Here is a 24,356-nt window from a genome sequence, read left to right on the forward strand (position 1 = left end):
CTGGTCTCTATCTGAACTCTGGTCAGCCCTGACTTCCAGAGAGGCATTGCTGCAGCTTGCGTTGCCGCCAGCAAAGACCCACAAGGGCAGCAACACCGGAGAGCAGAACAAGCAGTGAAATGAAGGCCGACTCATTGGCCGCAGCATGCTGGAAGCTGGAAAAGGCAAGATAGAGACACGCCACTGCGAACAGTAGTGGGAACAATGGAAACAACGGCGTCCGGTAAGTGTTTCCAGTTTCGGCACCGGCGCGACGGCGCAGGATGATCAGCGAAAGGGAGATCAGGGTGAGGAAGGCCCAGAACAGGGGCGCTGTGTACTCCACGATGGCGGTGAAGCCATCGGGTTGAACGGCGGCAATGGCGATCAGGGCTGTGCTGATCAAGCTCTGCACCAGAAAACTTCGGGTGGGGATGCTGCGCTGTCTCTGCCAGCCACCCAGAATCCCCAGGGCTTGCCAGTCCTGGCCAAGGGCATGGTTCGCCCGGGCGCCCATCACCATCGTGGCGTTGATGCTGGTGAGGGCGGCCGCCCCGATCAGCATCACCACGGCCAGTTCCGCCCACCGGCCAAAGGATTGCCCCAGGACATCCACCGCGGCCGCGGAACTCTGGGCCAGCCCCGTGAGGCCCAGAGCCGACAGCAGGGAAAGGTTGAACACCAGATAGATGGCAGTGATCAGCACCAGGCTCAGCAGCAGCACGCTGGTGGCTGCGCGATGGCCCCCCTTCACTTCAGAGGAGATGGTGGCCGCCTCGTTCCAACCGCCGAAGGTCAGCAGCACAAACACTAGAGCCGTGCCCAGACTGGCTGGACGGGGCGTGCTCTGGAAGGCCGTCGCAGGTACGGCACTGAGGTGGACGTTGCTGGCGAACCCCACCACCGAGATGATCAGCAACCCAGCCAGGATCAGCACCACAAGGGGTTTCTGCAGGCTGGTGGCGACGTGCAAACCGAGCAGATTGGAGGCGGTCAGCACGACCACCACCGCGAGCGCCCACAGGCCTTCGGATCGTGGGCCCAGGGGCAGCAACCGGCTGATGGTGTCGCTGAACACGAAGGCCAGCAGAGCGATCGAGCCGGGATTGATCACGGTTGCCTTGGTCCAGGCATAGAGGAACGACAGCTTGCGGCCGTAGGCGAGGGTGAGGAAGTGGTACTCACCGCCGATGTGAGGATGGGCGGAACTGAGCTCGGCATAACAGAGGGCGCCGGTGAAGCTCACCACGGCGCCCACAACCCAGGCCGTGATCAGCCAACCGGGATCCTGGGTGAACTGCGCCACCAGACTGGGGGTCTTGAAGATCCCAGCGCCGATCACCAGGCCCACGATCAGGCACACAGCTTCCCACTGTTGAATCACCCTGGCGGGTTGGGTCTCGGCTGCTGTTGATGGACTCATGGCTCCTGGCCGATCCGACGACCTGCCATCGGCCGTTCCACCCCCTGATCGCTGAGAGTTCCCGTCAGTGCTCCGGCTCGCACCGTGCCCTGGAACGTGCCGCGGGCTTGATCGCCACGGCTTGTTCTGGTGCCGTAGGTGAAGGCGATGGCCTCACCCCGCATCCGCCCGGAAAGAATGCTCAGGCTCTCGCCGTTGAGCAGCAGACGGCCGCTGAGCATCTGGAACGTCTGCTGAATGTCCAACTCAGCCGCAGGCTTCAGATCCGGATCGCCGAGCTGCCAGCGACCCTCCACCTGGGCTGGAACCACCCAGAAATAACCCCTGCCGCCCTGAACTTCGATGGTGGTATCGGCTGACCAGGTGCCCATGTTGAAGGTATTCGACACGACACGAGTACCTGGACGCATGGCCAGGATGATGGGCTTGAGCTTCAAGTTGAGCTCTGGCAGCAAATAAAGCGTCAGCACGGTGGCAGCGCCGAAATCCTCCTTGAAGATGTCGCCTTGGATGAACGTCACCTTGTCGCTCACTGCAGCCCGGACGGAATTTCGCTTGGCCAGCAGAACCAGATCCGGATTGTATTCAATCCCAACACCTTTGATGCCATAGCGCTGGGCCGCACCGATCACGATCTTGCCGTCTCCAGAGCCAAGGTCATAGAGAATGTCGTTGGGCTGGATCTTCACGACATCCAGCATGGCTTGCATGAGGACATCGGGTGTGGGCACCCAGATCACGTCCTTGCCTTCCTGGCCAACGCTTGGTTCGTACAGGGCATCGCCATGGATCTGCCGGAAGTAATCGGCACCGAAAGCTGCGATTGGCATCAGCCAAACCAGCAGGGCTGTTGCCACCGTGGCGGTGGCTCTCCTCCTCACAGCAGGGCGGCTTAGGCGCTGGCCTGAACCCCAGGATCCGAGCAGCTGTCTGACGCGATGGGCCATAGGGGGCATCGCCTGAACCAAAGATGACAAGATTATCCTGGCTGCCCCACCCCATGAAGTCCGTGTGTTCCAAAGCACCCCGCCGCTCCCTTTCAAGCAACGGGGGTCGTGCTTTTGAGGCTGATGAACCACGACCAGCCAACGGGAATGCACAGCTACCTATTCATGATCCCATTGAAGTTCCCCGGATGTGATCTTCGAGAGGACCATCTCTTGAAGAAGCTGCAACTCAGCAGGGGTGACCTTCCCGTCCGCCCAGGCACGCGTCTTGAATGCTTTCATCTCATTCTGGGAAATCACACCATCTGAAATGGCCCGCTCCAAGACAGCCATCAGCTTCTTGAGATCGTGAAGTTCTTCTGGAGTGGGGGGTTGAGCATTTGGGTAAGCAATGTCCATCCTTGAACTTCAGAGTTGGTCGTAACGGTGTTGATCATAGGATTGTCTGAGGGTATGCCTGGATACAGAAACCTGCCATGAGGATGTCGAGCCATCCGCTCTCGGTCAACCGATGCGGTTCTGCAGGAACAGCCGGGTGCCCGTCGTGTCGGCCATCCGCCAGGGCACGTCGATGAACGCCTCGGCCGCAAATCCAACCCGCCGCTCACAGCTGGAGGTTGGACTGACTCCAGAGAGGGAACGCACCCCCGCCGGGGAGCTGGGGGTGATGGCGCGGGCGACGGTCCACAGCACCCGACGGCCCTGGTGGTGCCGCTCAAAGCGATAGCCATAGGCCTCATGGCCGCTGCGCCAGGACATCACCCCCTGACCCAGGAGGGCCGCCAGATCGGTGGTGGTGAGGACCAAGCGCAATCGGCAGCCTCCGCCAGCCCCCGAGCCCGCAGCAGGGGATCCGCCGCTGGGACCGACGCCGCTTCCCGCATGGCCAACGGCTTCAGGCCAGGGAAGGTGCCCATGGGCTGCCCCGACTGGAGATGGTCGTGAAGCCGCTCCCCGAGCTCGACATACGCACCCGGCCAGGTGGTGAGGGTGGAGGAGACACGGATCAGATCGACCCCGAGAGCGCGGGCGCGGGCCTTGAGGCCGTTGCGGCTGATCCCCCAGCGTTTCTCCAGATCGCGGATGGAGAGATCGACGGGCGCCACGTCAGTGAGTGCTGTCATGGTTTCGCGGTGCCATCACGACAGCATGAGAGCGCGAGAAAGGCTTCTCCTGTCGCAGTTCCGCCCCTGACTAACCACCAGCTCTCAGAGCAACTGGACCACGAATGGGGGGGGTCACGTCAATTCGACTTACTCCGCTATCTTCATTGCTCCAGCCATCGTGCAGCGATGCATGAGCATCGGCCAGGCTGATTCATTCTGAGACTTTCTTGTCTGGTTGGGGCGGACAGAAATGCTCGTACTTCGAGATGCCCATAAACCAGTGTGAGAAATTACGATTCGGCGCCCGTCAAACCCGAGAAGATCTTGAGCATCTGCTGCACCAACTGATTGACGTGGGCCTCTTTTTTTGCACGACTGAGATCGCTGAGGCTAGCCCGCCGGTCACTGACCAGTTCGGCCAGGCGTTCCACCAAGCGCGGATTGCCTTCCAGGAGAACCCTCAGATCGTCGCGCTCCACCTCCATCAGCACGCATTCCTGCAATGTTCGAACGGTGGCACTGCGGGGTTCTCCGCGAAAGACGCTCATTTCGCCGAAGATTGCTCCTGGCTCCAGTTCAGCCACTTTTCTCTCTAAGCCTCCCTCCAAGAGCTTCGTGACCTCGATCCGTCCCTCAACCAGTTGATAAAGAATGTCGCCCTCCTCGCCTTCGATCACCACAGCCTCTCCAGCCGCAAAACGAACACAGCGGGTGAGAGGAGCAACTTGCTGCAGTTGTTCAGCACTGAGATGACTGAAGAGAACATTTTGTGCAAGCAGATCCATACGGGCCTGCGTGTCGTAGCCAGCGGCGTCCTTGCTGGAGACTGGCTGCCGCATTGGCCTCAGCGTCCGAACCGGGTAAGGCAGCTTGCTGCCCTGTCGCTCAAGGGCATACCAGATCTGGGCGAGAAGCTGACCTCTCAGAATATCAAGACCATTGTCTGTCGGGTCCTCATGCCACACCTCCAACTCATACGTGATGGCATGATCCGCGTAGGCATAGACGAACGCCGTGGGTTCAGGTGTTTGAAGCACAAGAGGATTGCTTCGCGCCACCCGAATCAAGATCTCTGTTGCCCGCTCTGGCGGCAGCGTCATGTCGAGATTCACGTGGATCTCCCTGGCGATCGGGCCGCGCGGACAAAATCGAAGAATTTCTGTATCGGCATTCCACAGTCTGCTGTTGGGGAGAGTAATCAAGGCCCCGTGAACATGCTGGAGACGTGTGCTCATCAACGTGAGGGAAATAACCCAGCCTTCGATGCCATCACCTGAAGTGATGAAGTCGCCTTCCTGGAATGGTGAATCGATCTGCAGAACGATGCCTGCAAAGAAGTCTTTGAGAGATTCCTGAGCCGCCAGGCCAATCACGGCAGTCAGGATAGCGGATGTGGTCACCAGGCCCACCACATTGATCTTTGCCTGTTCCTGAAGCACTACTACGGTGATGAATGCCGCGACGATCAACATGCCGAGATCGCGCAGAATCTTGGCTGGCCGTGGCCACCAGGGCAACGCGCTGGGAAGATCCAGTGTGAGCCATACCACCAACTGCAGGATGGCGTAGAAGCGGACCAGCAGGAGAACGGTTTCCAGCCAGGGACGCAGTTCAGGTGTGAGAAACGCCACCGGCAGACTACGGATAGCCAGCCAGGTCAGAATGGCCAGACTGGGCAGCCGTAAAGGGATCGCTGCCAGACGGCGCTTGCGACAGACGAACCGCACGGCAAGCAGCAATAGCTCCAGTCCGAGTGCGAGCAGAATGTTATCTAGGATAGACATGCCCCAAGTGGGAGAGTGATTGGGAGCAGGATTGCAGGCCTGTTCTCATTAAATAAAATCGCGTTCTGCCAGGAGAGGACGGATCTCACTCCTCAAGGACAAGCGCTTTTTAGCATCATCACCATTGCCGTGGATTCAACTTACTCTGGATGGTCATACTAATTCAACACAAAGACATCGTAGCCCTCCGAATGCGAAGGTTCTTTAGCCTGCGATCCAGACACATCCTTGTACGCAACCATGTAAGCAGTGGCATCTTTGCGCAGCCACCACACATCAGCAAGGTCGCTAGCCGTCGAGACTCAGTCTGGTGTCGGCGCCAGAGACGTCCAGCTTGTCCATCAGCACGCCGCTGAGATCGTTGCCTCGGAGGCTGGCCTGTGGAGAGGGGGCTCCAGCCCATGAGAAACGCCGCACCTATCCCCCTGAGCCAAGGACCTGGCTGAGGCTTTCGCTTGCGGTGGGTGGCCAAGGAGGCGATCAGTGATCGCCAGAAGCTCCAGGAGCACGGCCAGAACCGATTGACAGCGCTAGTGCATCTGTACGCATCAGGGGTTCATGGCTGGTCGTCTGCGTCGCTCCACACTGGAAGGCAGCGGCTCGGTGGCCTTGCCCATCGAGGAGTGGCCCTATCTCGATGAAAAGGAACGTTTTCGCAGCCGCAAGAGTTGCATGAGCTGCCACTGGTTTCGCCACCACGCCGGGTGCACTGGATCATTGGGCTCACCTGCCTATTGCACCAGGGCCTGCTGTGCTGCCCCAGGGGGAACACCCCATTGGCCGCTTTCAGGGCTGAACCGATGACATGTGTCAGGCGACTTCCGCTCTCCCCCCGGACCGGAGCGCAAGGCTTCTGCGCTGTGGCTTAACGAATTCCATCGACCTCACAGTGCAGGGGATCGGAGACCCCGGTCCATGTACGTTGATTGGACCGTGTTGCGTCCAGTCTCTTGCTGAGCGTGGGGTGGAGCCAGAAGCAACCTTCCCCAGCGGCTCCGGAGAACCGTCGCAGGATCCTGGTCCTGCATCTGGCCATGGTCGGGCTGTTCCTGCTCGATCTCGCCCTGCCCAAAAACATCCCGCTGCTGCCCTACTACTTCCTGATGGTGGTGCTCTCAGCGAGCTTGGCGACGCCCCGCCAGATGGTCCCCTTGGTCGTTCAGGCCTTTGGACTGGCGATCATCTCCGGCCTTTACTGGGGCTTCCTCCCCTCGATCGACTACGCCACCCGCCTTCTGGCGCTGACCGGCGTGGCGGCTGTGGCCTTGCAGCTCTCAGCCCAGCGCTGCCGGGAAATAACCCTGCGTCGCCAGAGCGAACAGACCCTCAAGCTCACATTTGATAACGCCGCCGCCGGCGTGGCTCTGGCCGATCCAAGCGGCCGGTTGCTGCGCGTCAATCCCGCGCTTTGCGACACTCTCAACCGTGACGCCCGGACCCTGCTCACGCTCTCCTGGCCTGAGATCAGTCATCCGGACGACATCGCCCGGGAACAGCCACTGGTGGAGGCGATGCTGGCGAACCGGTGCGATGGCTACCGGCTCAAGAAGCGGTATCTGCGCGGCGATGGCAGCACCATCTGGGTCGACCTGAGCGTTTCGTGTGTGCGTGGCCACGACGGGCACCTTGAGTTCTTCATCGGCCAGGCCGTCGACATCTCCGCCGAGATGGCGGCCCAGGAAGCCCTGGCCAGCTCCGAGCAGACGCTGCGCCACACCCTGGATCAATGCAGCATGGGCCTGGCGCTGTGCGCTGCGGGCACGGGGACCATCCTGCAGGCCAATTCGCAGCTCTGCACCGAACTCAACCTGACCCCAGCGGCGTTGGTGGGCAGCGGCCTGAACCTGATGATGGATGCCCTGGAGAAGGTGTCTGAGCAGGGTGCAGAGTCCAGCACACCGATCGACCATGCCGCACTGGAGGCCCTGCTGCGCGGCGAGAACGATGTCTACAGAGCGCGTGTGCAGCTGCTGCGGGACGGCCGCCCCAGAGGCTGGGGTGACCTGCGGCTCAGCAACCTCCGCGATGCCAGTGGTGCCGTGGGCCATGTGCTGCTGGAGGTCGATGACATCACCGACATCGTGGCCCCGACGGAGTACCTCCAGGCCGCTGCCGCCGCGGGGGTGGTGGGCATCTGGGACTGGGACGTGCCGGCCAACGTGCTCACCTGGCATCCGGTGATGTATCGGCTCTACGGCCGCAAACCGGGCGACTTCGCCGGCGCCTACCAGGCCTGGGCCGAAGCGGTGCATCCTGAGGATCGGGCCTATGCGGAGGGGGAGATCCAGGCGGCCCTGCGCGGAAAGCGGGAGTACGCCCCGCGCTTCCGGGTGATCTGGCCCGATGGCTCTGTGCACCACGTCCAGGCCATCTCCCACACCACCTACGACCGCGAGGGCCAGCCCCTGCGCATGCTCGGCGTCAACTACGACGTGACGGAGCTGGTGCAGACCCAGCAGCAACTGCAGGCCGAACAGCACCGGCTCAGCACCACCCTCGATTCGCTGCTGGATCCGCACTTGATGCTAGGCCCGGTACGCGATGAGGCGGGTTCCATCGTGGATCTGCGCATCCTGCGGGCCAACCCCGCCGCCGCCGTTTACAACAACATGGCGCTGGAGGATTTTGTTGGGGCCAGGGTGCGGCAGTTCTGGGCCGACCATGTGAGCGATGGACTGTTCGATCGCTACCTGGAGGTGCTCGGCAACGGCAAGCCGCTGGTGCTCGACAGCTTCCCCCTCCACCATGTCCAGCAGGGCGGACTCCGCTACTTTGACATCCGCGCCGTCAAGGTGTCCGAGGAGCTGAGTGTTACCTGGCGCGATGTGAGTGAGCGGATCGCGATGGAACAGGCCCTTGAGCGCCGGGCCGCCACCGACAGCCTGACCACCCTGCTGAACCGCGAGGAGGTCTTCGCGCAGATGGGTCGGCTCCTGGCCGACGACCGGCGCCGGGGTGGGGAACTGGCCGTGCTCTTCTGCGACCTCGATCATTTCAAGGAGGTGAACGACAACTACGGCCACCAGGCCGGCGATGCGGTGCTCCAGGCCGTGGCCAAGCGGATCCGCTCCTGCCTGAGGGGGTCGGATCTGGCCGCGCGCATCGGTGGTGATGAGCTGATGGTGGTGCTGCCTGGCTTGCAGGGTCTCCCGGATGCGCTGACCATCGCAGAGAAGTTGCGCCGCCTGGCAAGCGAAGCGGTGCCAATCCCTCAAGGGCTGGTGCAGGTCAGCGTCAGCGTTGGCGTGGCCCTCGCCTGTGACGGTGAATCGCCGGACGAGCTGATCGCCCGGGCCGACACGGCGATGTACACCGCCAAGCAGCAGGGCCGCGATCAGGTTGTGGCGATCAACTGAAGCGGCTACACGACGACGGTGTGTGCCCCATCACTGATCAGGGCCTCAGCGGGTAGGGCGCATCAGCCCGTCGCTACGGCGGCCGCGTCAAGAACAAAGCGATAACGCACATCACCCAGGCGCAGGCGCTCGATCGCGTCGTTGACCCGATCCATCGGCAAATGCTCCACCAGCGGGCGGATGTTGTGGCGCACGCAGAACTCCGCCATCTTCAGCAGGCTGGCTGGGGAGGAGGTGGGGCTGCCGGTGATCGAGCGCCGGGACATGATCAGGTCGAAGGCGTCCACTTGAATCGGCTCAAGCACAGCGCCGAGCTGGTGCAGGCGGCCGCGGGGAGCAAGGGAGGCCATCACCGCGCCCCAATCGAGGGAATGGTTCACGGTGTTGATCACCAGGTCAAACCGGCCGGCCAGGTTGGCCAGGTTGTCGAGCGCTTCCACCTGATGGGCGCCGAAACGCTTCGCCTCCTCGGCCTTGGCCAGGGTGGTGGTGAGCGCCGTGACTTCACAGCCCCAGGCCCGGGCGAACTGCAGGGCCATATGGCCCAGACCACCAATTCCGATCACGGCCACCCGGGCCGTGGGTGAAACGGCCTCATCAATCAATGGGGCGAACACGGTGATTCCGCCGCAGAAGAGAGGGCCAGCTACGGCCGGATCCATCCCCTCGGGCAAAGGAATGGCCCAGTCTTGACGGGCAGTGACATGGCTGGCGAAGCCCCCTTGGCGGCCAACGATCGTGGCCTCCAACGACGGGCAGAGATTGCCGGTGCCGCCCAGGCACTGCCCGCAGTGAGAGCAGCTGCCGCAGATCCAACCCAACCCGCGCAACTGGCCGATCACACCGGGATCCACCCCCTCCCCCACCTGCACGACCCGGCCCACCACTTCATGCCCCGGAACCAGGGGGAAGCGGCTCACACCCCATTGGTTCTCAAGCATGGAAAGGTCGCTGTGGCAAAGGCCGCAATGCAGCACTTCGAGCACCAGCTCATCGAGCGCCGGCTCCAACATCGGACGCTCCGCGCGCTCCAGGGGAGCGCCGGGTTCACGGGCCTGCCAGACAGTGATGGACACGACAGAACGGCGGTGAACCCTTGTTCTAGTCAGAACGTTCTGTGGGAGGCGTGATGGCGCCCCGAGCACGTGATCCCGTTGATCCACCCGACAGGGCGTTGATCGCTGGCCGATTCGGACAGGGCGGACGCACCCCCCCGTGCCAGCTGGCTCACTGAAGACCTGCCGGACTCCCCCAAAGCCACCAAGGATCTGGTGGCTTTGGGGGAGCCCCTTCACCATCCCCTGGATGGAAGGCGCTGCACTTGCTCCGGTGGGGATCACCGAGCCATTGACCACCGTGCAGAGACGAGCTCTAGCTGCCCCCATCCTTCCTTCATCGGGAGCGCAGCGGGAATAGCTGGTTTCGGGAAGTGCCCTACACGGATCCGCTGAAATGAAGCAGGTTTGCTGACGATACGCATCATTTCGCCCAAGCTAGAAGATGGCTGAATATTTATTCAGTCCCGCAGGATTAGCACAGAAGAACTTAAGAAAGAAATAAGATCTTTTGCGAATCAATCATCTTGTTTCCGCGCAGACTTGTAGAGCACATCCCTATCGCATGGATGTGAACACCCACAAAGGAGTGAGTCATGGGATTGGATAAAGATATGAAAGCCACGGCCAAGAACATCGAGGGCAAGACTCAGGAGACCATTGGCACCATCACCGGTGACAAGAAGGATCAGCTGGCGGGCAAGGCCAAGCAAGCCCAGGCCAGCGCTGAACATGCCGTGGAAGACCTGAAAGACGCACTGCATGACACGACAAACTAAACGTCGCTCCATTTCACAGTAAGACTTTCAACACTTTGACGTCTGCCAATAAGTTATCCACTGCCATGACCAGTCCACGCATGCAAGCTATTATTGATTTTTCCACCATGTTCAGTAAAGCCTGTGCTTCGCATGAGACACCTGCAGGCCTGGTTGAATATTTATTGCCAGAGATCTCAACAACATCTTGGCTACTGATCACCAGCAACTCCCTTATTAGGGCAACAGAGAGCACGACGCTGACGATGGTTCTTGAGCGTGCGATTCCACATGGCGTTGCCATCGCCCTTGATGTGGCCTGGAAACCTAATTCTTGGGGCCTAGAGCCAGGCTCCAAACCAACGCCAGAGGTTCTGAGACGTTTTCTCCCATTGGCCCAAGAAGCAACCTTGATCCACTGCACCGCAGAAGAAGCCGATGGCTTCTTTTCCTCTCACGATCCCTTGGCGATTCATAGTTCACTCTCTCAACGTCCAGGGGTGGCCATCACAGGTATGGATGGATCTGTTCGTTGGTGCATCGGTGGAAGGATGGGCACCATGGATACGCAGATGCACAATGATCAAGAAAGCTTCTTCTCTGCTCTGATCGAGTCTTTCGCTGAACAACCTGGCCTTCTGGGGAATGCTGGTGAGGGTCCTGGCACGGATGCTGTTGCCGATTCTGACGGGCTAACGGATGCCCTGCTTTCGGCAGCGTCAAAGTAAGCAACTTCTGATCGAGCAGTCGTTGTTCAACAGCAACAGTGTGGGCTGTTGAGGCTCCCCCACCACCACCACCACCCCGTGGATGCGATCCCATTGACCTAACCGCCTGGGTATCGATCGCCGGGAGACTCGGACAGGGCCGGACATGAAAACCCCAGGGTCGGACAGTGGAGTGTCTCGCCCCTCTCCCCAGTCCACGCCTCAACCCAGACTGCCTGGACAGGGCGGAGACACCAGCAAAAGACATTGAGCGGGATCCCCCCTCCCCTGCACAGAAGAGAACTCTGAGTGGGCCCCGCACACTGTCCGGGGTATCCGGGTAGTCCGGCACTCGGGGGTGGGGGCTACTCAGCGAGGTCTCGCCGATGGGGGGGGGATGACCCCCTCTCGCCACCAGCGGTTGAGCATCAGATCCACACGCTGCTCCCTCTCGCGTCCGCAGGCCCTACGAACTCGATACCCCCAGCCCCTCGAGCCCAAAGGCTGTTCGCTCCTCTCCTCTCCATGCAGGGCCTGGCCCCGGTCCTTCCTCTGATCACCCCCCCTGGCCGCCGTAGCCGCCACAGTGATCTCAGTCGGTGACGGCGACACCCCTTCGGGTAGAGGACGGCGGGAAGACGCTCACAATCCGGGTGGCCTGAATCGATGCCCAGAGATGGCGCAGTCGCCCTAGGGGCAGCAGCCAAGGCAGGCCCTCCAGACTCTCCTCCCTGTCGGCTCAACAGTCACGCTGAAGACTCAGAACACCGACCGCGAAGGCCAGACCGTTGCCGAGGTCTTCACTCCGAACGGCCCCAACGCTGGCCTCACCATGGTTCAGCAAGGCAACGCCTTCGCCTACCGGCAGTACCTGAAGCAATGCGACGAGTGGGCCTAGCTCGATCGGGAGAAGCTCGCCGAGCGATACCGGGCTTGGGTCTGGCGGGTTGATGGCGGGGTCCAGCGACCCTGGGACTGGAGGGCCGCTCGGACAGGAGGGCAGAGCGAGACGGTACAGCGAACTCAGCGTCCAGTGAGCTTCTGAGGGAAGGGCATTCGTATCTGGATGGCGATGGTGATAGAGAAGCCTGCCAAGCATTGAGGTGAGACAGGCATGGTCATCTGGAGGGTTAGCTTCGCACGAGACTGCTTCTATGAGAATCTGAATGTTGAGGTACCCTCTTGTGGCTTCGGTGATCCTTGTTTCTCATCCCGGAATAGCGCAACACGAAGCCCCAGGATACGGCAGGCCCAAGCATGAAGGACTGGATGTAGTCAGATGGATTCAATCCATGAATCCACATGGCACAGACTGGTACATTGACCCATCATCAAAGGAGCTCACATCCAATGGCTATAAAGTCTTCAGTAGATCGGTAGGGCCAACACATCTAAATCACGGCCCCATCCAGATTGACTGCATGAACCGTAAGGCCTCAGTCTATTACGAGCCTTACGAAACCATTGACTTCCGGCTTGATAACCTGGTGACGAGACTATGCAGGATTCATTGCCCAACGCCCTGATTAGATTTGAGAGACCGCATTATTGACAATTCTTGAATGAGCTGATCATGACTTGAATAGGTTGAGCAGGAGCGTCTGACTGGAGAACCGCAGGCTAATACGATTGCCGAGGATCGTAGTTGAATGGGACAGTCTCCCACTTCCAGTATTTAGATTGATCACCAGGATACCCGCTATCTCTGGAGTGCCTGACGGCAAACATGTTCCGCCTGATATACCACCGTTCTGTTCCACCAGTCGCCCCGCTAAATGCAACTATTGCTACCTGCGGACATGCTTTAGAGATCTCTCGTCCAGCTGTGCCCTCTTTGGACTCGTCTGCGAAGAACTGATTAGCTGCACTCCTCCAAGATAGACTTATATCTCCATTTCCATCAATATGCACTTCAGGTCCGCCTGGAACCATGCGGGAATCAGGGCCGAATTGATTTATTGCATTGCGGCACGTAGTAGAAAGAGCAGAAAGAGCGACTTCCCTTGGTGCAGATCGCGCTGGGCCAATCAAGCTACAGGGTCCAAGCGCAAGGCCAGTTAAGGGGATAGCAAATTGGAGAGCTCGGATAGGATTCATCTCGTTTCTGACGTGTGATTCGAATGCAATGAAGGCAAGAGTCGATGTCGTCAATGTACCGGCATTGAATTCTCATGATCCAGGCGTGATAATAAGGGATGGCCATGTAAGTCCAAATAGCTCATTGGGAGGCAAAACCACCAATGAGGCCCACAGTGAAGTGGATTGCCTGCTCTGGAATGGGCCCGTCGTTAACCTGTGAGACTGTGCACCGCGCCTGAAAGCGGGCTCCCAGCGTTGGCGAAGCCTATTCCGAAGGAGTTGAGCAAACACCACACCCATAGCCCCAGTTCAAGGCCAAAGTCGTCATGGAGGCGATCATTGGCCGCAAGACGCTCCAGGAGATCGCCGCTGCTCAAGCGCGCACTTGATCCAGGTGAGCCAGTGGAGGAAGCAGGCAATTGATGCAACGCCATATCGGCCTTGGGGGTGGGGCCGCACAGTTGGTTAACCAAGGACCCCTGCCCACCCTGTCACGACCTCCAGCCATCCCCCATCACCTCACCCACTACCCCGAGGACGCAACCCCGAGGACGCAACCCGTTCCTCCTCTCCACAGCCCAATGAAAAGCCCCCGAGGGAGGCGTTCTCCCCCGGAGGCTGAACCGGCCGAATCCGAGCTCGGGGCAATCGCTCAGCCCTGGCTCAGCAGAGCCACATCGGCGAGCTGCTGGAGGATGCCGTGACCAGTGAGGGCCTCGATGGCCACGCCGATCAGGAAGCCGAGCATGGCGAGTCGGCCGTTGAGGCGTTCGGCACGCTTCAGTTCCGAGTCTCGGATCTGCTGGGCAGCGGTGTTCAGGAACCAGGTGTCATCGGCCTGAGAGGAAGCCTGGAAGGATGGGGTGGAGCTGGTCATGAGTAAGAATGCTTACTTGGCAGAACATTACGGAACGTCTCAAGGGCTTGACGTATTGCTCGCTACGTACTCTTGCTTGATGCTGAAGGGCTGACCTAGGAGGCCTCGGGTCGTTGAGTCCCCGAGCACGATGAGCCCTCTGGCTGGTACCTGCAGATTTCACCTCAACTGGCTACGCCGATGGGGAGTGCCCATCCACAAGCGCCATCAGGCGTTGCCACCCCCTACCGAGAAAGCCGATGGTCAGCTTCACCCGCATGTGCTGGAACGTGGAGAGCCTGTTCCTGCCTGATGCCGACGCCACCCACTAGGTGCGCGAGTGATTCCAGGCCAAGGTCACCACCCCACAAATTCGAAAGCACCGAAATGGCATCCGAGAATAATCTTGCTAAAGTCTGGAATATTGATTCTTTAAAATGGCTCTGGATACATCCTGCCTTCGATCGGTGATGTTGTCAGGCGCTTTGGGGCTGGGACTGCTATCGCAGGCTGTGACTCCAGTGCTCGCTGCGCCAACCGTTCAAGTCTTCGACATCAACATCACTGAGCCCCAAGTCCTCACTGCTCAGAATGGTTGGTGTAAAGCTCTACTGCAAATCAGTTCCGATTATGCCAGTGGCGGTATCACGAAAGCAAAAGCGACAGCTGCTCATGTGATCGACCAAGCCTATGCCTTCCAGTTTGGTCCAGTGGCTTTCAAACCCACCCTGACGACAGGCAAGCAGACGTTCCGTACGACCCGAGCTGGCGCCTTGGCCTATTTCGTTGGCAATGACTCCAGCTTTCCCCTCGATACAGGTTTTGCCCTTACCCCTTGGCGCACTTGCAAGGTGGTGAATCAGGTTATTCAACTCAACGGTGCCCTTGCCATCACGATGGGCAATGTGATTTTATCCGACGCTACTGGCAATCTGACCAGCGTTGACAAAACCTGGGGCTTTATGAAAGAGCCAGATGGCAGCGTGAGAATTATCCTGCACCACTCTTCCCTGCCGTTTAAACCTTGATGCCTGAGATCTTCAGCATAAACTCCTGGTTGAGGATCAGTCTGCTTCGGGAGTGCTTGATTGAACTGGTCTGGGTTTGCTTAAGAGGGTCCCTCGTTAGCCCTTACCGGTAGCACTCCCTCTCTGACGGGGCGCCAACCGATGAGCGAGCGCCGAACACTCTGCTCTTTGTTCAGTTGCCTTGCCCTCAGCAACGGCCTTCCCTAGCGGCGTCGATCTCGGCGGGATTTCAATAGATGTCCCCGATAGTTAACCACTGAGGGCGGCCCATCCCTTTCCTGGTTATCCAGTCAGCACCACGCGTCGAACACACTCCCCCGAGCACGCGTACCCAACACCACCGACAGCCATGGCCTCAATTGCCGGCAGGCTCGGACAGTGGCGGACAGGGTGTCGCGATTGGCCGGACAGGGCAGGCCAACCTCCCTCTTCCCAGTCCCAATCTCACTCCGGACTGCCCGGACTGGGCGGACACCCTCAAACCTGACAATTGCTGAGATCCCCCCTCTTCTGGATCAGGAAGCTTTGAGAGGGGGGCGCGGGGCTGTCCGGCGCGTCCGGGCTGTCCGGCTCAGGGGGGGGGTAGGGGGGCGGTCCCCAGCGCATCGGTCCCTGGGGACCGCCTGCAAACAAACGATCAGGTCGGCAGAGGCATTGGCAGGAAAGGGTTCTGGCAAAGAAGGGATCCATTGCCGCCGACCAAACCCAATGGTCCCATCACTGCCGAGCGCACTGGTGAAAGTCTTTCAATGAGCCCTGACCACCAGGGGGTGGTGAGCAGAAGGTAAATGTCAGGACGGCAGGAACCGAAACTAGTCATTCGCAATGAGGGATCACCACGGGTACGCGAGGAAGATCTTCTCAGTAGAACAGGAGACTATGTTCAGCAGGCTCAACCGGTAGTCTTCTTGCATCAATGCCAACCATGTCCGTCACTGGCTCCATGAATCGAATGATTCCTGCTGCAACGACTCCGAAGTTACTGCAGATCGCCCAGTGGATACTCGATCCCATCGGCTACATGGCAAACAATTTCAGGCTCGACGGGCTATCACCCTGGGGCATGACGCGCCAGTGCGCATCAGAGGTCATGGCCTGCGCACCAGGTAAAGCCCCATACCCATCGGCGCGAACCAGGAGGTCCAGCCAGGGCCAGCTCGATCGCGGCCTCGCGCTCTGGAGTCGACTGTTGAATCAGCAGGACCGAGGACTGGCGGTTCTGCTGGCGATCAGATCAGGGTTTGAGGCGCTGATCCATACAGAGCACGAAGGAAGCGCCGCTGGCGTGCTCCAACCTCGTGGCCACGGTGCGGCAGGGCAGGCCGGTGGCCAGGCTGATGTAGGTGTCGGTGATGTGCTGCTGGAGACCCGTGTCAATCAGGCTGAAGAAATACTCCTTGTTGGCGTGGTCGGTGCCCCGCGTGGCGGGTGTGAACAGGCGGTTCCTCGACGGGGGGAGACCCTGGCCCAGGTGCGTGTTGCTGATCTGCAGTCCGTCGCCATCGAGCACGTAGGCCGCTTCGATCATGGTGTTGGTGCCTACCCAGTTGGCAAGGCCGCCGTCGAACGTTTGGGGAGCGATGTGACGTAGGCCTTCACACCCTGCGCGGGCCAGATTGATCAGATCGAGGTCCTCCATGTGGCGGGCCTGGATGGCGGCCACGGCTTTGACCCGTTGCCGGCGGGCGGCTTCCATCAGCACTGGGTGCAGGGCCGCCAAGTGCAGGTTGGCCGCTGGCTTGGGGCGCGCAAAGTGATAGCCCTGGAAGAACTCTGCTCCGAGGGCGGCGCAGGTGTCCAGTTCTGCCTGGGTTTCCACCCCTTCAGCCAGCACCAGAGTGCCGATGGTTTTTCCAAGTAAGACCAGCGACTTCATCATTTCCTGCTTGAAAAAGTCGCGGTCGACTCCGGCGATGAGACTGCGGTCGAGCTTGATGATGTGGGGCCGCAATTCGGCGATGCGGGGCAGATTGCTGTGGCCGGATCCCAAGTCGTCAATGGCGATCAGGAAACCCAATTCACGATGGCGCTCCACGAAGCGTTTCAGGGTTATCGTGTCTAGAACCTTGGTTTCGTTGAGCTCGATCACGATGTCTCTGGGTTCCAGACCCGTGGCCTCGGTGGCCTCGAGCAAGGCTCCCGAGCCTTCCACTCCCTCGTCGATCAATGAAGTTTCAAAGTTGAGAAACAGAAAGGGGCGTAGGGACCGGGGCAAGTTGAGATCCCGGTAGGCCTCCATGGCCCGGAGGCGGCAGCGGCGATCCAGCTCCAGCAGCTTCCCAGCCTTGCGGGCCTTGGCGAACTGCTGTCCGACACCCATGTGCGTCGGGCGCGCAAGGGCCTCCAAGCCCACCACGGAGGTTTGCTTGAGGGAGACGATGGGTTGAAAGTGAATGTTTAGCTGATTCGATGGGAGGATCCGAGGGACCTCCATCGTTAGCACCATAGGTTCAGCGTGAACCATTGAGTACGAATGACGGCTGACTACAGTTGTAGTGAGCCATCAGCATTGAACCCTAGGGAACATCTGAAAATCGTACTAAAATCAATCGAGATCCAAGACTGAGACTGGAACGGATGGCCGCCCCCCTCCAGCTGGGCTTTTCGGACTACAAGTAAATTCACGCCAAAAAGAGGACGCGTCGCCAGCGCTTCTTGGATGAGATGGAGGCCACGGTTCCCAGGGAAGCCTTCCTGGCCTTGATCGAGCCCGTCTATCACAAGCCCTCCAGCAAGGGAGGTCGCCCGCCGATTCCTTTGGAAGTGATGTTGCGGATCCACCTGCTGCAGCAGTGGTTCACGCTGTCCGATCCTCTGATGGAGGAGATGCTGATCGATAGGCCCTGCTACCGCCGCTTTGCCGGAATCGAGACGATGGAAGGGAGAATCCCCGATGAGACCACGACCGCTACGGACCAGACCCATGCCTGGGAGGCGCTCCTTGACCGCTGAATAGGCCACCTCGTCATCTCCCTGCCAACCTGCTCAGAAAGGGCTTGCCGGGCCGCCTGGTTGCCGATGGTGGAGCCGTCGCCAGGAAGGATCGCCAACAGAGCATTCCCCAGCTCCTCCTCGATCTCAAGTTCCTCTGTGGGGAGGCCTGCTACAAGATCTTTCTCGGGCTGGTCTGAGGACAAGTCGTGAATATGGCGACCGCCGTTCGATCGGGCTCCAGCCACTGATTCGGACCTATTGGGACGGCCTCCGTTACGAGGAGCTCGCGAGCCGCATCGAGGCACTCCGCCCAGCAATGCTTGAGGGAGCCAGGAGAGCAGAAGGGATGGATCTCCCGTGCTAGTACAGGCGTACTCGACGATGGAAGGGAGAATCCCCGATGAGACCACGACCGCTACGGACCAGACCCATGCCTGGGAGGCGCTCCTTGACCGCTGAATAGGCCACCTCGTCATCTCCCTGCCAACCTGCTCAGAAAGGGCTTGCCGGGCCGCCTGGTTGCCGATGGTGGAGCCGTCGCCAGGAAGGATCGCCAACAGAGCATTCCCCAGCTCCTCCTCGATCTCAAGTTCCTCTGTGGGGAGGCCTGCTACAAGATCTTTCTCGGGCTGGTCTGAGGACAAGTCGTGAATATGGCGACCGCCGTTCGATCGGGCTCCAGCCACTGATTCGGACCTATTGGGACGGCCTCCGTTACGAGGAGCTCGCGAGCCGCATCGAGGCACTCCGCCCAGCAATGCTTGAGGGAGCCAGGAGAGCAGAAGGGATGGATCTCCCGTGCTAGTACAGGCGTACTCACCGAGGACTGCCATGGGTGTCCGTCTGCGTCGCTCCACCTCGGGAGCCGGTGGTTCCGTGGAGCAACCCGTCGAAGAGTGGCCCTACCTCGATGAGGAGGTGCTGGTGGCCAGCCGCAGCCGCAAGGTCTGCATGACCTGCCACTGGTTTCGTCACCACGCCGGGGTGAACGGCATCCCTGTGCTCACCTGCCAGCTGCACCAGGGCCTGCTGACCCATGGGGAGCACCTCACTCGCCGCTGCCAGGGTTGGACCGAAGACATGACGCGCCAGCGGGGCTGGTGCCCGGAGGTGGCATGAGCAGCCGGCGTGCGGTGGTGGGTGTGATGGGTGCTGGAGAGGGCGCTTCCGCTGAGGCGGTGGCCCTGGCCGAGGAACTGGGGGAGTGCATCAGCACCAGGGGATGGGTGCTGCTCACCGGTGGCCGCCCGGCGGGGGTGATGGCGGCGGCCAGCCGCGGCGCGGTGCGGGTGGAGGGGCACCTGGTGGTGGGGGTACTGCCCGATGAAGGGAACGGAAAGGAGAGGCAAAGCACGGCGGAGCTGGATCTGGCCGTGTTCACCGGGATGGGCAAGGCCCGCAACGTCATCAACGTGCTCAGCGCCAATGTGGTGGTGGTCTGCGGCGGCGGCGGCCCCGGCACAGCCTCAGAAGCCGCCCATACGCTCAACGGCGGCCGGCCGCTGATCCTGCTGGCGGTGCCGCCGTTGTGGCAGGACTTCTTCTGCTCGCTCAGCAAGGGGGTGGAAAGCGCGAGCGACGTGGATGAGTGCTGCCGGCTGATCGAGGCCAGGCTCCGAATGGCATGAGCCAGCGACCACCGCGTGTCCCCTGACCCCGCAGGAGGGTTGGCTGAGCGATGGACGCCAGGTGCTGCGCTTTCGCCCGACCCACTGGGAGCGATTGGTGCAACGGCTGGAGATCACAAGCGGTGAGCTGCTAGCTGATCAGGAGATCCCGTTGCTGAAATCGCGCCGGGAACTGAGCCGGGCTGAGGCTCTGAAGCTCTGGGCTGAGAAGCGCAAGGTGGGCTGGGCGCCCTGCAACCCCCAGTGGTGATCACCATGACCGCCCAATCCCATCCACCCCCACCAAGCTGAGCTCGGCACCGATGGCCCCTCCTTGCCGATGAGCAGCAGCCACCAGCCACGGCGATACCGCCTGGTGGATCAGCACGGCCAACCGCACCCTGAGCTTGATGAGCAGTTCGACTCGATCCAGGAGGCGTGGTCGTTCGCCATCCGCTGGTGGCAGCAGCAGCAACCCGCTGGCGCACCAGACACCCAGGTGGGGCTTGGTTTGGAGGTGAGCACCGAGAGCGGCAGCTGGCGCACCCTGCGCCATCCGCGAGGCTGAAGCCTGCAAAGGTGAGCCCAAAGGCCACACCCGCCCTGCCGCTTCCGTCTCCCAGCGATCCGGCCCAGGCCAGCCCGCAGCCCACCGAGGTGCTGGCGGGCTCAATCGAGCGCGTCACCTTCCACAACGCCGAGAACGGCTTCTGCGTGCTGCGCATCAAGGCCCGCGGCCACCGCGACCTGGTGACGGTGGTGGGTCATGCCGCCGAGATCAGCGCCGGCGAATGGGTGACCGTGAGCGGCACCTGGGTGAACAGCCGCGAGCACGGCCAGCAGTTCAAGGCCTCCTTCCTCAGGGCTTCGGCGCCCACCACCGCCGAGGGGATCGAGAAGTACCTGGGTTCGGGAATGATCCGCGGTATCGGCCCGATCTACGCCAGCAAGCTCGTGGCGGCCTTCGGCGATCAGGTGTTCGAGGTGATCGAGCAGGCCCCCGAGCGGCTGCGGGAGGTGCCCGGCATCGGCCCGGTGCGGGGGCAGCGGATCAGCCAGGCCTGGGCCGATCAGAAGGTGGTGCGCGAAATCATGGTCTTCCTGCACAGCCATGGCGTCGGCACCGCCCGGGCGGTGCGGATCTTCAAGACGTACGGCAATGACGCCGTGCAGGTGATGGCGGAGAACCCCTACCGCCTGGCGCGTGACATCCGCGGCATCGGCTTCCGCACCGCTGATGCGATCGCCGCAAGGCTGGGCATCGAGTCCGAGGCGATGATCCGCCTGCGCGCCGGGATCAGCTACGCGCTGCTTGAGGCCAGCGGGGATGGCCACTGCGGCCTGCCGAGTGCCGAGCTGCTGAAGCTAGCCGGAGAACTGCTGGCGATGGAGCGGCCCAGTGGACCGCTTGATGAGAGCGGCTCCACCAGTCGGGTGCCCCTGGAGAGCGGCTTGATCGAGAGCGCCCTGGACCTGGAGCTGAGCGAGGGCTCGGTGGTGGCCGACACCCTGGCCGGTGAGCCGGCGATCTTCCTTTCAAATTTGCACCGCGATGAGCGCCGCATCGCGGCGTCCCTCCAGGCGCTGGCGGTGGGCTGCCCGCCCTGGGGAAGCATTGAGGCCGCCAAAGCCATCCCCTGGGTGGAGCAACGCCTGGGCCTGGAGCTGGCCGCCAGCCAGAAGCTGGCGGTGGAGCAGGCCCTGGCGGCCAAGGTGCTGGTGATCACCGGTGGTCCGGGGGTGGGCAAGACCACCTTGATCAACGCCATCCTGCGCATCCTGGCGGCCAAGAAGCTGCGCATCCTGCTCTGCGCCCCCACCGGCCGTGCCGCCAAGCGGATGGGCGAAACCACCGGCCTTGAGGCCAAGACGATTCACCGGCTGCTGGAGTTCGACCCGGCGGCCTTTGGCTTCAAGCGCAACGCAGAACTGCCGCTGGAGTGCGATCTGCTGGTGGTGGATGAAACCTCCATGGTGGATGTGCCGCTGATGGCCTCCCTGCTGGAGGCCCTGCCGCCGGAGGCGGGATTGCTGCAGGTGGGTGATGTGGACCAGCTGCCCTCGGTGGGGCCCGGCCAGGTGCTCGCCGATCTGATCAACAGCGGCTCGCTGCCGGTGGCCCGGCTCACGGAGGTGTTCCGACAGGCGGCCTCGAGCCGCATCATCACCACCGCCCACGCCATCAACGCCGGCACCATCCCCGATCTGCGGCCGCCGCCGGCTGAGGCCAGCACCGACTTCTATTTCCTTCCCGCCGAGACACCCGAGCAGGCGGTGGCCTTGATCCTCAAGGTGGTGGGGGAACGCATCCCGGCCCGCTTTGGCCTCGATCCGATCGCCCAGGTGCAGGTGCTCTGCCCGATGGCGCGCGGTGGCTGCGGCTCCCGCTCGCTGAACATCGAACTGCAGAACTTGCTCAACCCCGACCCCACTGAGCAGGTGGAGCGATTCGGCTGGCGCTTTGCACCGGCCGACAAGGTGATGCAGGTGGCCAACGACTACGAGAAGGAGGTGTTCAACGGTGATGTCGGCACGGTGGAAACCATCGACGCCGATGCCAGTGAGCTGACGGTGCGTTTTGACGGCCGCGAGGTGACCTACGGCTGGGGCGAACTCGACAACCTCGTGCCCGCCTATGCCTGCACGATCCACAAGAGCCAGGGTAGCGAATACCCCGCCGTGGTGATCCCTTTGCTCACCCAGCACTACGCCATGCTGCAGCGCAACCTGGTGTACACCGGCATCACCAGAGGCAAGCAGCTGGTGGTGCTTGTGGGCCAGAAGAAGGCCTTGGCGATGGCCGTCAAGAATCACCTGGGCCGCAGGCGTTACACCAAGCTGGTGGAGTGGTTGACACCATCTGGAGCCCCGTCTGCCGGGATGGCTCAGATGGTCATGGGTCAGCCAGAGCCGCGATCGCAGCCAGCGTCTGCCGCAAGTCCGGCAGTCGCTGCTGGCTGGCCTGATCACCTGGGAGGAACGCAGGAAGTGCCTCGATGAAAGCGGGCATCGCCAAAAGGCCGTTGAAATGTGCCGCGAGCGCGTTCCGCAGCTCCGGCGGGCTCAGCCGACACTCCTCCAGCAGAAACTCGCGACCATCGACGACCGCCATCAGATCCTCCAGGTCGTGGCTGAAGAGGAATGCTCCCTGCCCGCGGCCGTGGAAGGCCTCCAGCTTGGTGGCCAGAAACAACGGTGCGGTGATCATCCGAATCGAGCGGCCGCTCGGCAACACCTGAAGCTGGGCGGACTCCACGGCCAGGGGATACCAGCGATTGGAGAAGCCCAGAATCTCACCCTGGGTTGGCATCAGGTCGAGGATGATCTGCTCGATGCACCAGCGACAGAGGGGAGCACCGGGCCGTGTGTCCTCCTGGAAGCCCCGTTCCCGCAGCTGCATCCCCAGCTGGTAGTAGTCGGCACTGGCGATCACGCGGCAGATCACATCCACATCCTGGGTGGGCCGGATCTCTGGCATGGCCGGATCTGTGATCAACAGGCCGGCCACCGCCCCGCCGACAAACACCAGTTGCTCGAGCAGGGCCTCTCCCAGATGCGCAGCCGCCTGTTCGAGCAGGGAGACATTGGGGTCATTGGGGTTCATGGCTGCAGCCGCTCCTCCAGAAGCGCCACGGCCAGGGCCTGTTCACGGGCACTGCCGCCACGCACCGCATCAAACAGGGCCAGCAGCTCCCCCAGTGCTGGGTTGCGCGCCGCAGCCTCAGGGACACTCGGGTAGAGCGGGGTGAAGGCGAGGCCACGGGTCGTGCCGTTCTTCCACGGCCAGACCGGCGGCGGATCGTTGCCCGGCCGGATCTGCTCCTTGAGGGGGGAGGCGGCGTACCCGGTTGGGATACCCCGGGTCATCCCGCCCTGGCTGGCCGGGAAGCAGTAGCGGGCACCGTGCTGAAGAAACTGCCGCAGCGCCGCCCGGATCACCTGTGGCTTGCCATCACTGGTTTTGATCGCCAGCCTGGCCACCACCGCCCGATCGACAGCCGCATGGGCCTCAGAGGCCGTGATGCCAAGCTCAGCACCGAGGACGGCATAGCTCGGTGCCAGATCAAACGGAAGCGCCAGCCGCAGCAGCACCACCAGGTCCTGGGGGCGCAGCACGGGCTGGGGATTGGAAGGGAAGCGGGCCAACGACGTGCCTCATTCGCCATTCGCGAATAGCAAATATAAGCCGCCTGGTGGACGACACCCTGGGCCTGAAGCTCACCCCCAGACAGAAGGCAGCCGTCCGGACGATCGAGCCACTCAGGCCCACCACCTCCACCAGCGTCTGCGGACTGCTGGCTTGGCGTGGCAGCCATCGCAGAGCGGGGCGTGGCGGCTGCGGCCGCAGCGGCAGAGCTGGTGCACTCCCGCTGGCAGGTCCAGGGGAATCGGCCCCGCAGAAGGCGGAGCCGATTCAGCCATGGCCGTCACAGCCACAGCCGGCGTGGCAGGGCTCACCGTTGGGATGCCCCTTGGCGCAGACCTCGCTGCTGCCCGACCCAATGGGAGCGCTTGGTTCAACGGCTGGAGATCACCACCGGCGAGTTACTCCCCGATCAGGAGATCCCGGAGCTGCAATCGCCCCGAGGAACAGTCCCGGGATCCTGAGCCTCTGAAGCTTCAGCACTGTGGTGACGCTCCAGAAAGGCCTGGATCATCCCTTCCATGCCCTGTTGCGTGCGGCCATGGGGCCGAAGCCCTTGCTCGGCCCAGACGCGATCGAGCTTCAGGCGCAGA

General features: G+C 61.6%; 22 protein-coding genes and 1 pseudogene. 11 read left to right on the forward strand and 12 right to left on the reverse strand.

Annotated elements, in window-relative coordinates:
• Nucleotides 1–22: 22 nt before the first annotated feature.
• From KBY95_RS00450 to KBY95_RS00475, 6 genes are all read right to left on the reverse strand, one after another.
• The gene (locus KBY95_RS00450; RefSeq protein WP_254962718.1) at nt 23–1,402 is read right to left on the reverse strand and encodes an APC family permease; all 1,380 of its coding nucleotides are present in this window, start codon (nt 1,400–1,402) and stop codon (nt 23–25) included.
• Nucleotides 1,399–2,259 carry a methyltransferase domain-containing protein gene (locus KBY95_RS00455; protein WP_254962719.1) on the reverse strand — a complete coding sequence of 287 codons (861 nt, stop codon included), beginning with the start codon at nt 2,257–2,259 and terminating at the stop codon, nt 1,399–1,401. Before KBY95_RS00455 ends, KBY95_RS00450 begins: the two co-directional genes overlap by 4 nt.
• Before the next feature lie 249 nt (nt 2,260–2,508).
• Entirely contained in the window at nt 2,509–2,748 is a 240-nt protein-coding gene (locus tag KBY95_RS00460; protein WP_254962720.1) for a hypothetical protein, read from the reverse strand.
• A gap of 105 nt (nt 2,749–2,853) precedes the next feature.
• On the reverse strand, nt 2,854–3,156 hold the full coding sequence (locus KBY95_RS00465; protein WP_254962721.1) for a hypothetical protein: 303 nt from the start codon (nt 3,154–3,156) through the stop codon (nt 2,854–2,856).
• Complete coding sequence (locus KBY95_RS00470) at nt 3,108–3,473, reverse strand: hypothetical protein (protein ID WP_254962722.1); 366 nt, start codon at nt 3,471–3,473, stop codon at nt 3,108–3,110. The genes KBY95_RS00465 and KBY95_RS00470 overlap by 49 nt, the downstream gene beginning before the upstream one ends.
• Before the next feature lie 272 nt (nt 3,474–3,745).
• Nucleotides 3,746–5,239 (reverse strand): mechanosensitive ion channel family protein, encoded by a 1,494-nt coding sequence (locus KBY95_RS00475; protein WP_254962723.1) that lies wholly within the window; start codon nt 5,237–5,239, stop codon nt 3,746–3,748.
• Nucleotides 5,240–6,273: 1,034 nt separating this feature from the next.
• Here KBY95_RS00475 and KBY95_RS00480 point away from each other — a divergent pair.
• Nucleotides 6,274–8,595 (forward strand): diguanylate cyclase, encoded by a 2,322-nt coding sequence (locus KBY95_RS00480; protein ID WP_254962724.1) that lies wholly within the window; start codon nt 6,274–6,276, stop codon nt 8,593–8,595.
• Between the two features lie 62 nt (nt 8,596–8,657).
• Here KBY95_RS00480 and KBY95_RS00485 read toward each other — a convergent pair whose 3' ends face one another.
• Nucleotides 8,658–9,671, reverse strand: a complete 1,014-nt coding sequence (locus KBY95_RS00485; protein WP_254962725.1) for an NAD(P)-dependent alcohol dehydrogenase — start codon at nt 9,669–9,671, stop codon at nt 8,658–8,660.
• Between the two features lie 575 nt (nt 9,672–10,246).
• Between KBY95_RS00485 and KBY95_RS00490 the strand changes: the two genes are divergently transcribed.
• The 3 genes from KBY95_RS00490 to KBY95_RS00500 all read left to right on the forward strand — a co-directional run bounded on the left by KBY95_RS00490 (nt 10,247) and on the right by KBY95_RS00500 (nt 12,013).
• Complete coding sequence (locus KBY95_RS00490; RefSeq protein WP_254962726.1) at nt 10,247–10,429, forward strand: CsbD family protein; 183 nt, start codon at nt 10,247–10,249, stop codon at nt 10,427–10,429.
• Nucleotides 10,430–10,494: 65 nt separating this feature from the next.
• Nucleotides 10,495–11,136, forward strand: coding sequence for a fructokinase (locus tag KBY95_RS00495; RefSeq protein WP_254962727.1), 642 nt, complete (start codon nt 10,495–10,497; stop codon nt 11,134–11,136).
• A gap of 730 nt (nt 11,137–11,866) precedes the next feature.
• Nucleotides 11,867–12,013: a thermonuclease family protein gene (locus KBY95_RS00500; RefSeq protein ID WP_254962955.1), complete on the forward strand. Its 147-nt coding sequence runs from the start codon at nt 11,867–11,869 to the stop codon at nt 12,011–12,013.
• A gap of 1,833 nt (nt 12,014–13,846) precedes the next feature.
• On the opposite strand, the gene KBY95_RS00505 is transcribed toward KBY95_RS00500, so the two are convergent.
• A complete protein-coding gene (locus KBY95_RS00505; RefSeq protein ID WP_254962728.1) occupies nt 13,847–14,071 on the reverse strand; it encodes a high light inducible protein in 225 nt (74 codons plus the stop codon).
• Nucleotides 14,072–14,487: 416 nt separating this feature from the next.
• Between KBY95_RS00505 and KBY95_RS00510 the strand changes: the two genes are divergently transcribed.
• Nucleotides 14,488–15,078: a phosphoribosyl-AMP cyclohydrolase gene (locus KBY95_RS00510; protein WP_254962729.1), complete on the forward strand. Its 591-nt coding sequence runs from the start codon at nt 14,488–14,490 to the stop codon at nt 15,076–15,078.
• A gap of 1,234 nt (nt 15,079–16,312) precedes the next feature.
• Here the strand turns inward: KBY95_RS00510 and KBY95_RS00515 are convergent.
• The gene (locus tag KBY95_RS00515) at nt 16,313–17,542 is read right to left on the reverse strand and encodes an EAL domain-containing protein (protein ID WP_315858874.1); all 1,230 of its coding nucleotides are present in this window, start codon (nt 17,540–17,542) and stop codon (nt 16,313–16,315) included.
• A gap of 155 nt (nt 17,543–17,697) precedes the next feature.
• Here KBY95_RS00515 and KBY95_RS00520 point away from each other — a divergent pair.
• From KBY95_RS00520 to KBY95_RS00545, 6 genes and pseudogenes are all read left to right on the forward strand, one after another.
• Nucleotides 17,698–17,982, forward strand: a pseudogene (locus tag KBY95_RS00520) (transposase); the annotation flags it as partial.
• An 861-nt stretch (nt 17,983–18,843) separates the two neighbouring features.
• Nucleotides 18,844–19,131, forward strand: coding sequence for a galactose oxidase (locus KBY95_RS00525; RefSeq protein ID WP_254962731.1), 288 nt, complete (start codon nt 18,844–18,846; stop codon nt 19,129–19,131).
• A complete protein-coding gene (locus KBY95_RS00530; protein ID WP_254962732.1) occupies nt 19,128–19,640 on the forward strand; it encodes a hypothetical protein in 513 nt (170 codons plus the stop codon). Before KBY95_RS00525 ends, KBY95_RS00530 begins: the two co-directional genes overlap by 4 nt.
• Before the next feature lie 61 nt (nt 19,641–19,701).
• A complete protein-coding gene (locus KBY95_RS00535) occupies nt 19,702–19,890 on the forward strand; it encodes a DUF1651 domain-containing protein (protein ID WP_396094852.1) in 189 nt (62 codons plus the stop codon).
• 69 nt (nt 19,891–19,959) lie between these two features.
• Nucleotides 19,960–20,187: a hypothetical protein gene (locus KBY95_RS00540; protein ID WP_254962733.1), complete on the forward strand. Its 228-nt coding sequence runs from the start codon at nt 19,960–19,962 to the stop codon at nt 20,185–20,187.
• A gap of 11 nt (nt 20,188–20,198) precedes the next feature.
• Nucleotides 20,199–22,619, forward strand: a complete 2,421-nt coding sequence (locus KBY95_RS00545) for an ATP-dependent RecD-like DNA helicase (protein WP_254962734.1) — start codon at nt 20,199–20,201, stop codon at nt 22,617–22,619.
• Here the strand turns inward: KBY95_RS00545 and KBY95_RS00550 are convergent.
• From KBY95_RS00550 to KBY95_RS16460, 3 genes are all read right to left on the reverse strand, one after another.
• The gene (locus KBY95_RS00550; RefSeq protein ID WP_254962735.1) at nt 22,513–23,223 is read right to left on the reverse strand and encodes a hypothetical protein; all 711 of its coding nucleotides are present in this window, start codon (nt 23,221–23,223) and stop codon (nt 22,513–22,515) included. The two genes, KBY95_RS00545 and KBY95_RS00550, sit on opposite strands and share 107 nt — an antisense overlap.
• A complete protein-coding gene (locus tag KBY95_RS00555) occupies nt 23,220–23,765 on the reverse strand; it encodes a hypothetical protein (RefSeq protein WP_254962736.1) in 546 nt (181 codons plus the stop codon). The genes KBY95_RS00550 and KBY95_RS00555 overlap by 4 nt, the downstream gene beginning before the upstream one ends.
• 114 nt (nt 23,766–23,879) lie before the next feature.
• Nucleotides 23,880–24,041: a CDGSH iron-sulfur domain-containing protein gene (locus KBY95_RS16460; protein ID WP_396094853.1), complete on the reverse strand. Its 162-nt coding sequence runs from the start codon at nt 24,039–24,041 to the stop codon at nt 23,880–23,882.
• Nucleotides 24,042–24,356 lie beyond the last annotated feature (315 nt).

The organism is Cyanobium sp. Aljojuca 7A6 (assembly GCF_024346455.1).
GTDB lineage: Bacteria > Cyanobacteriota > Cyanobacteriia > PCC-6307 > Cyanobiaceae > Cyanobium.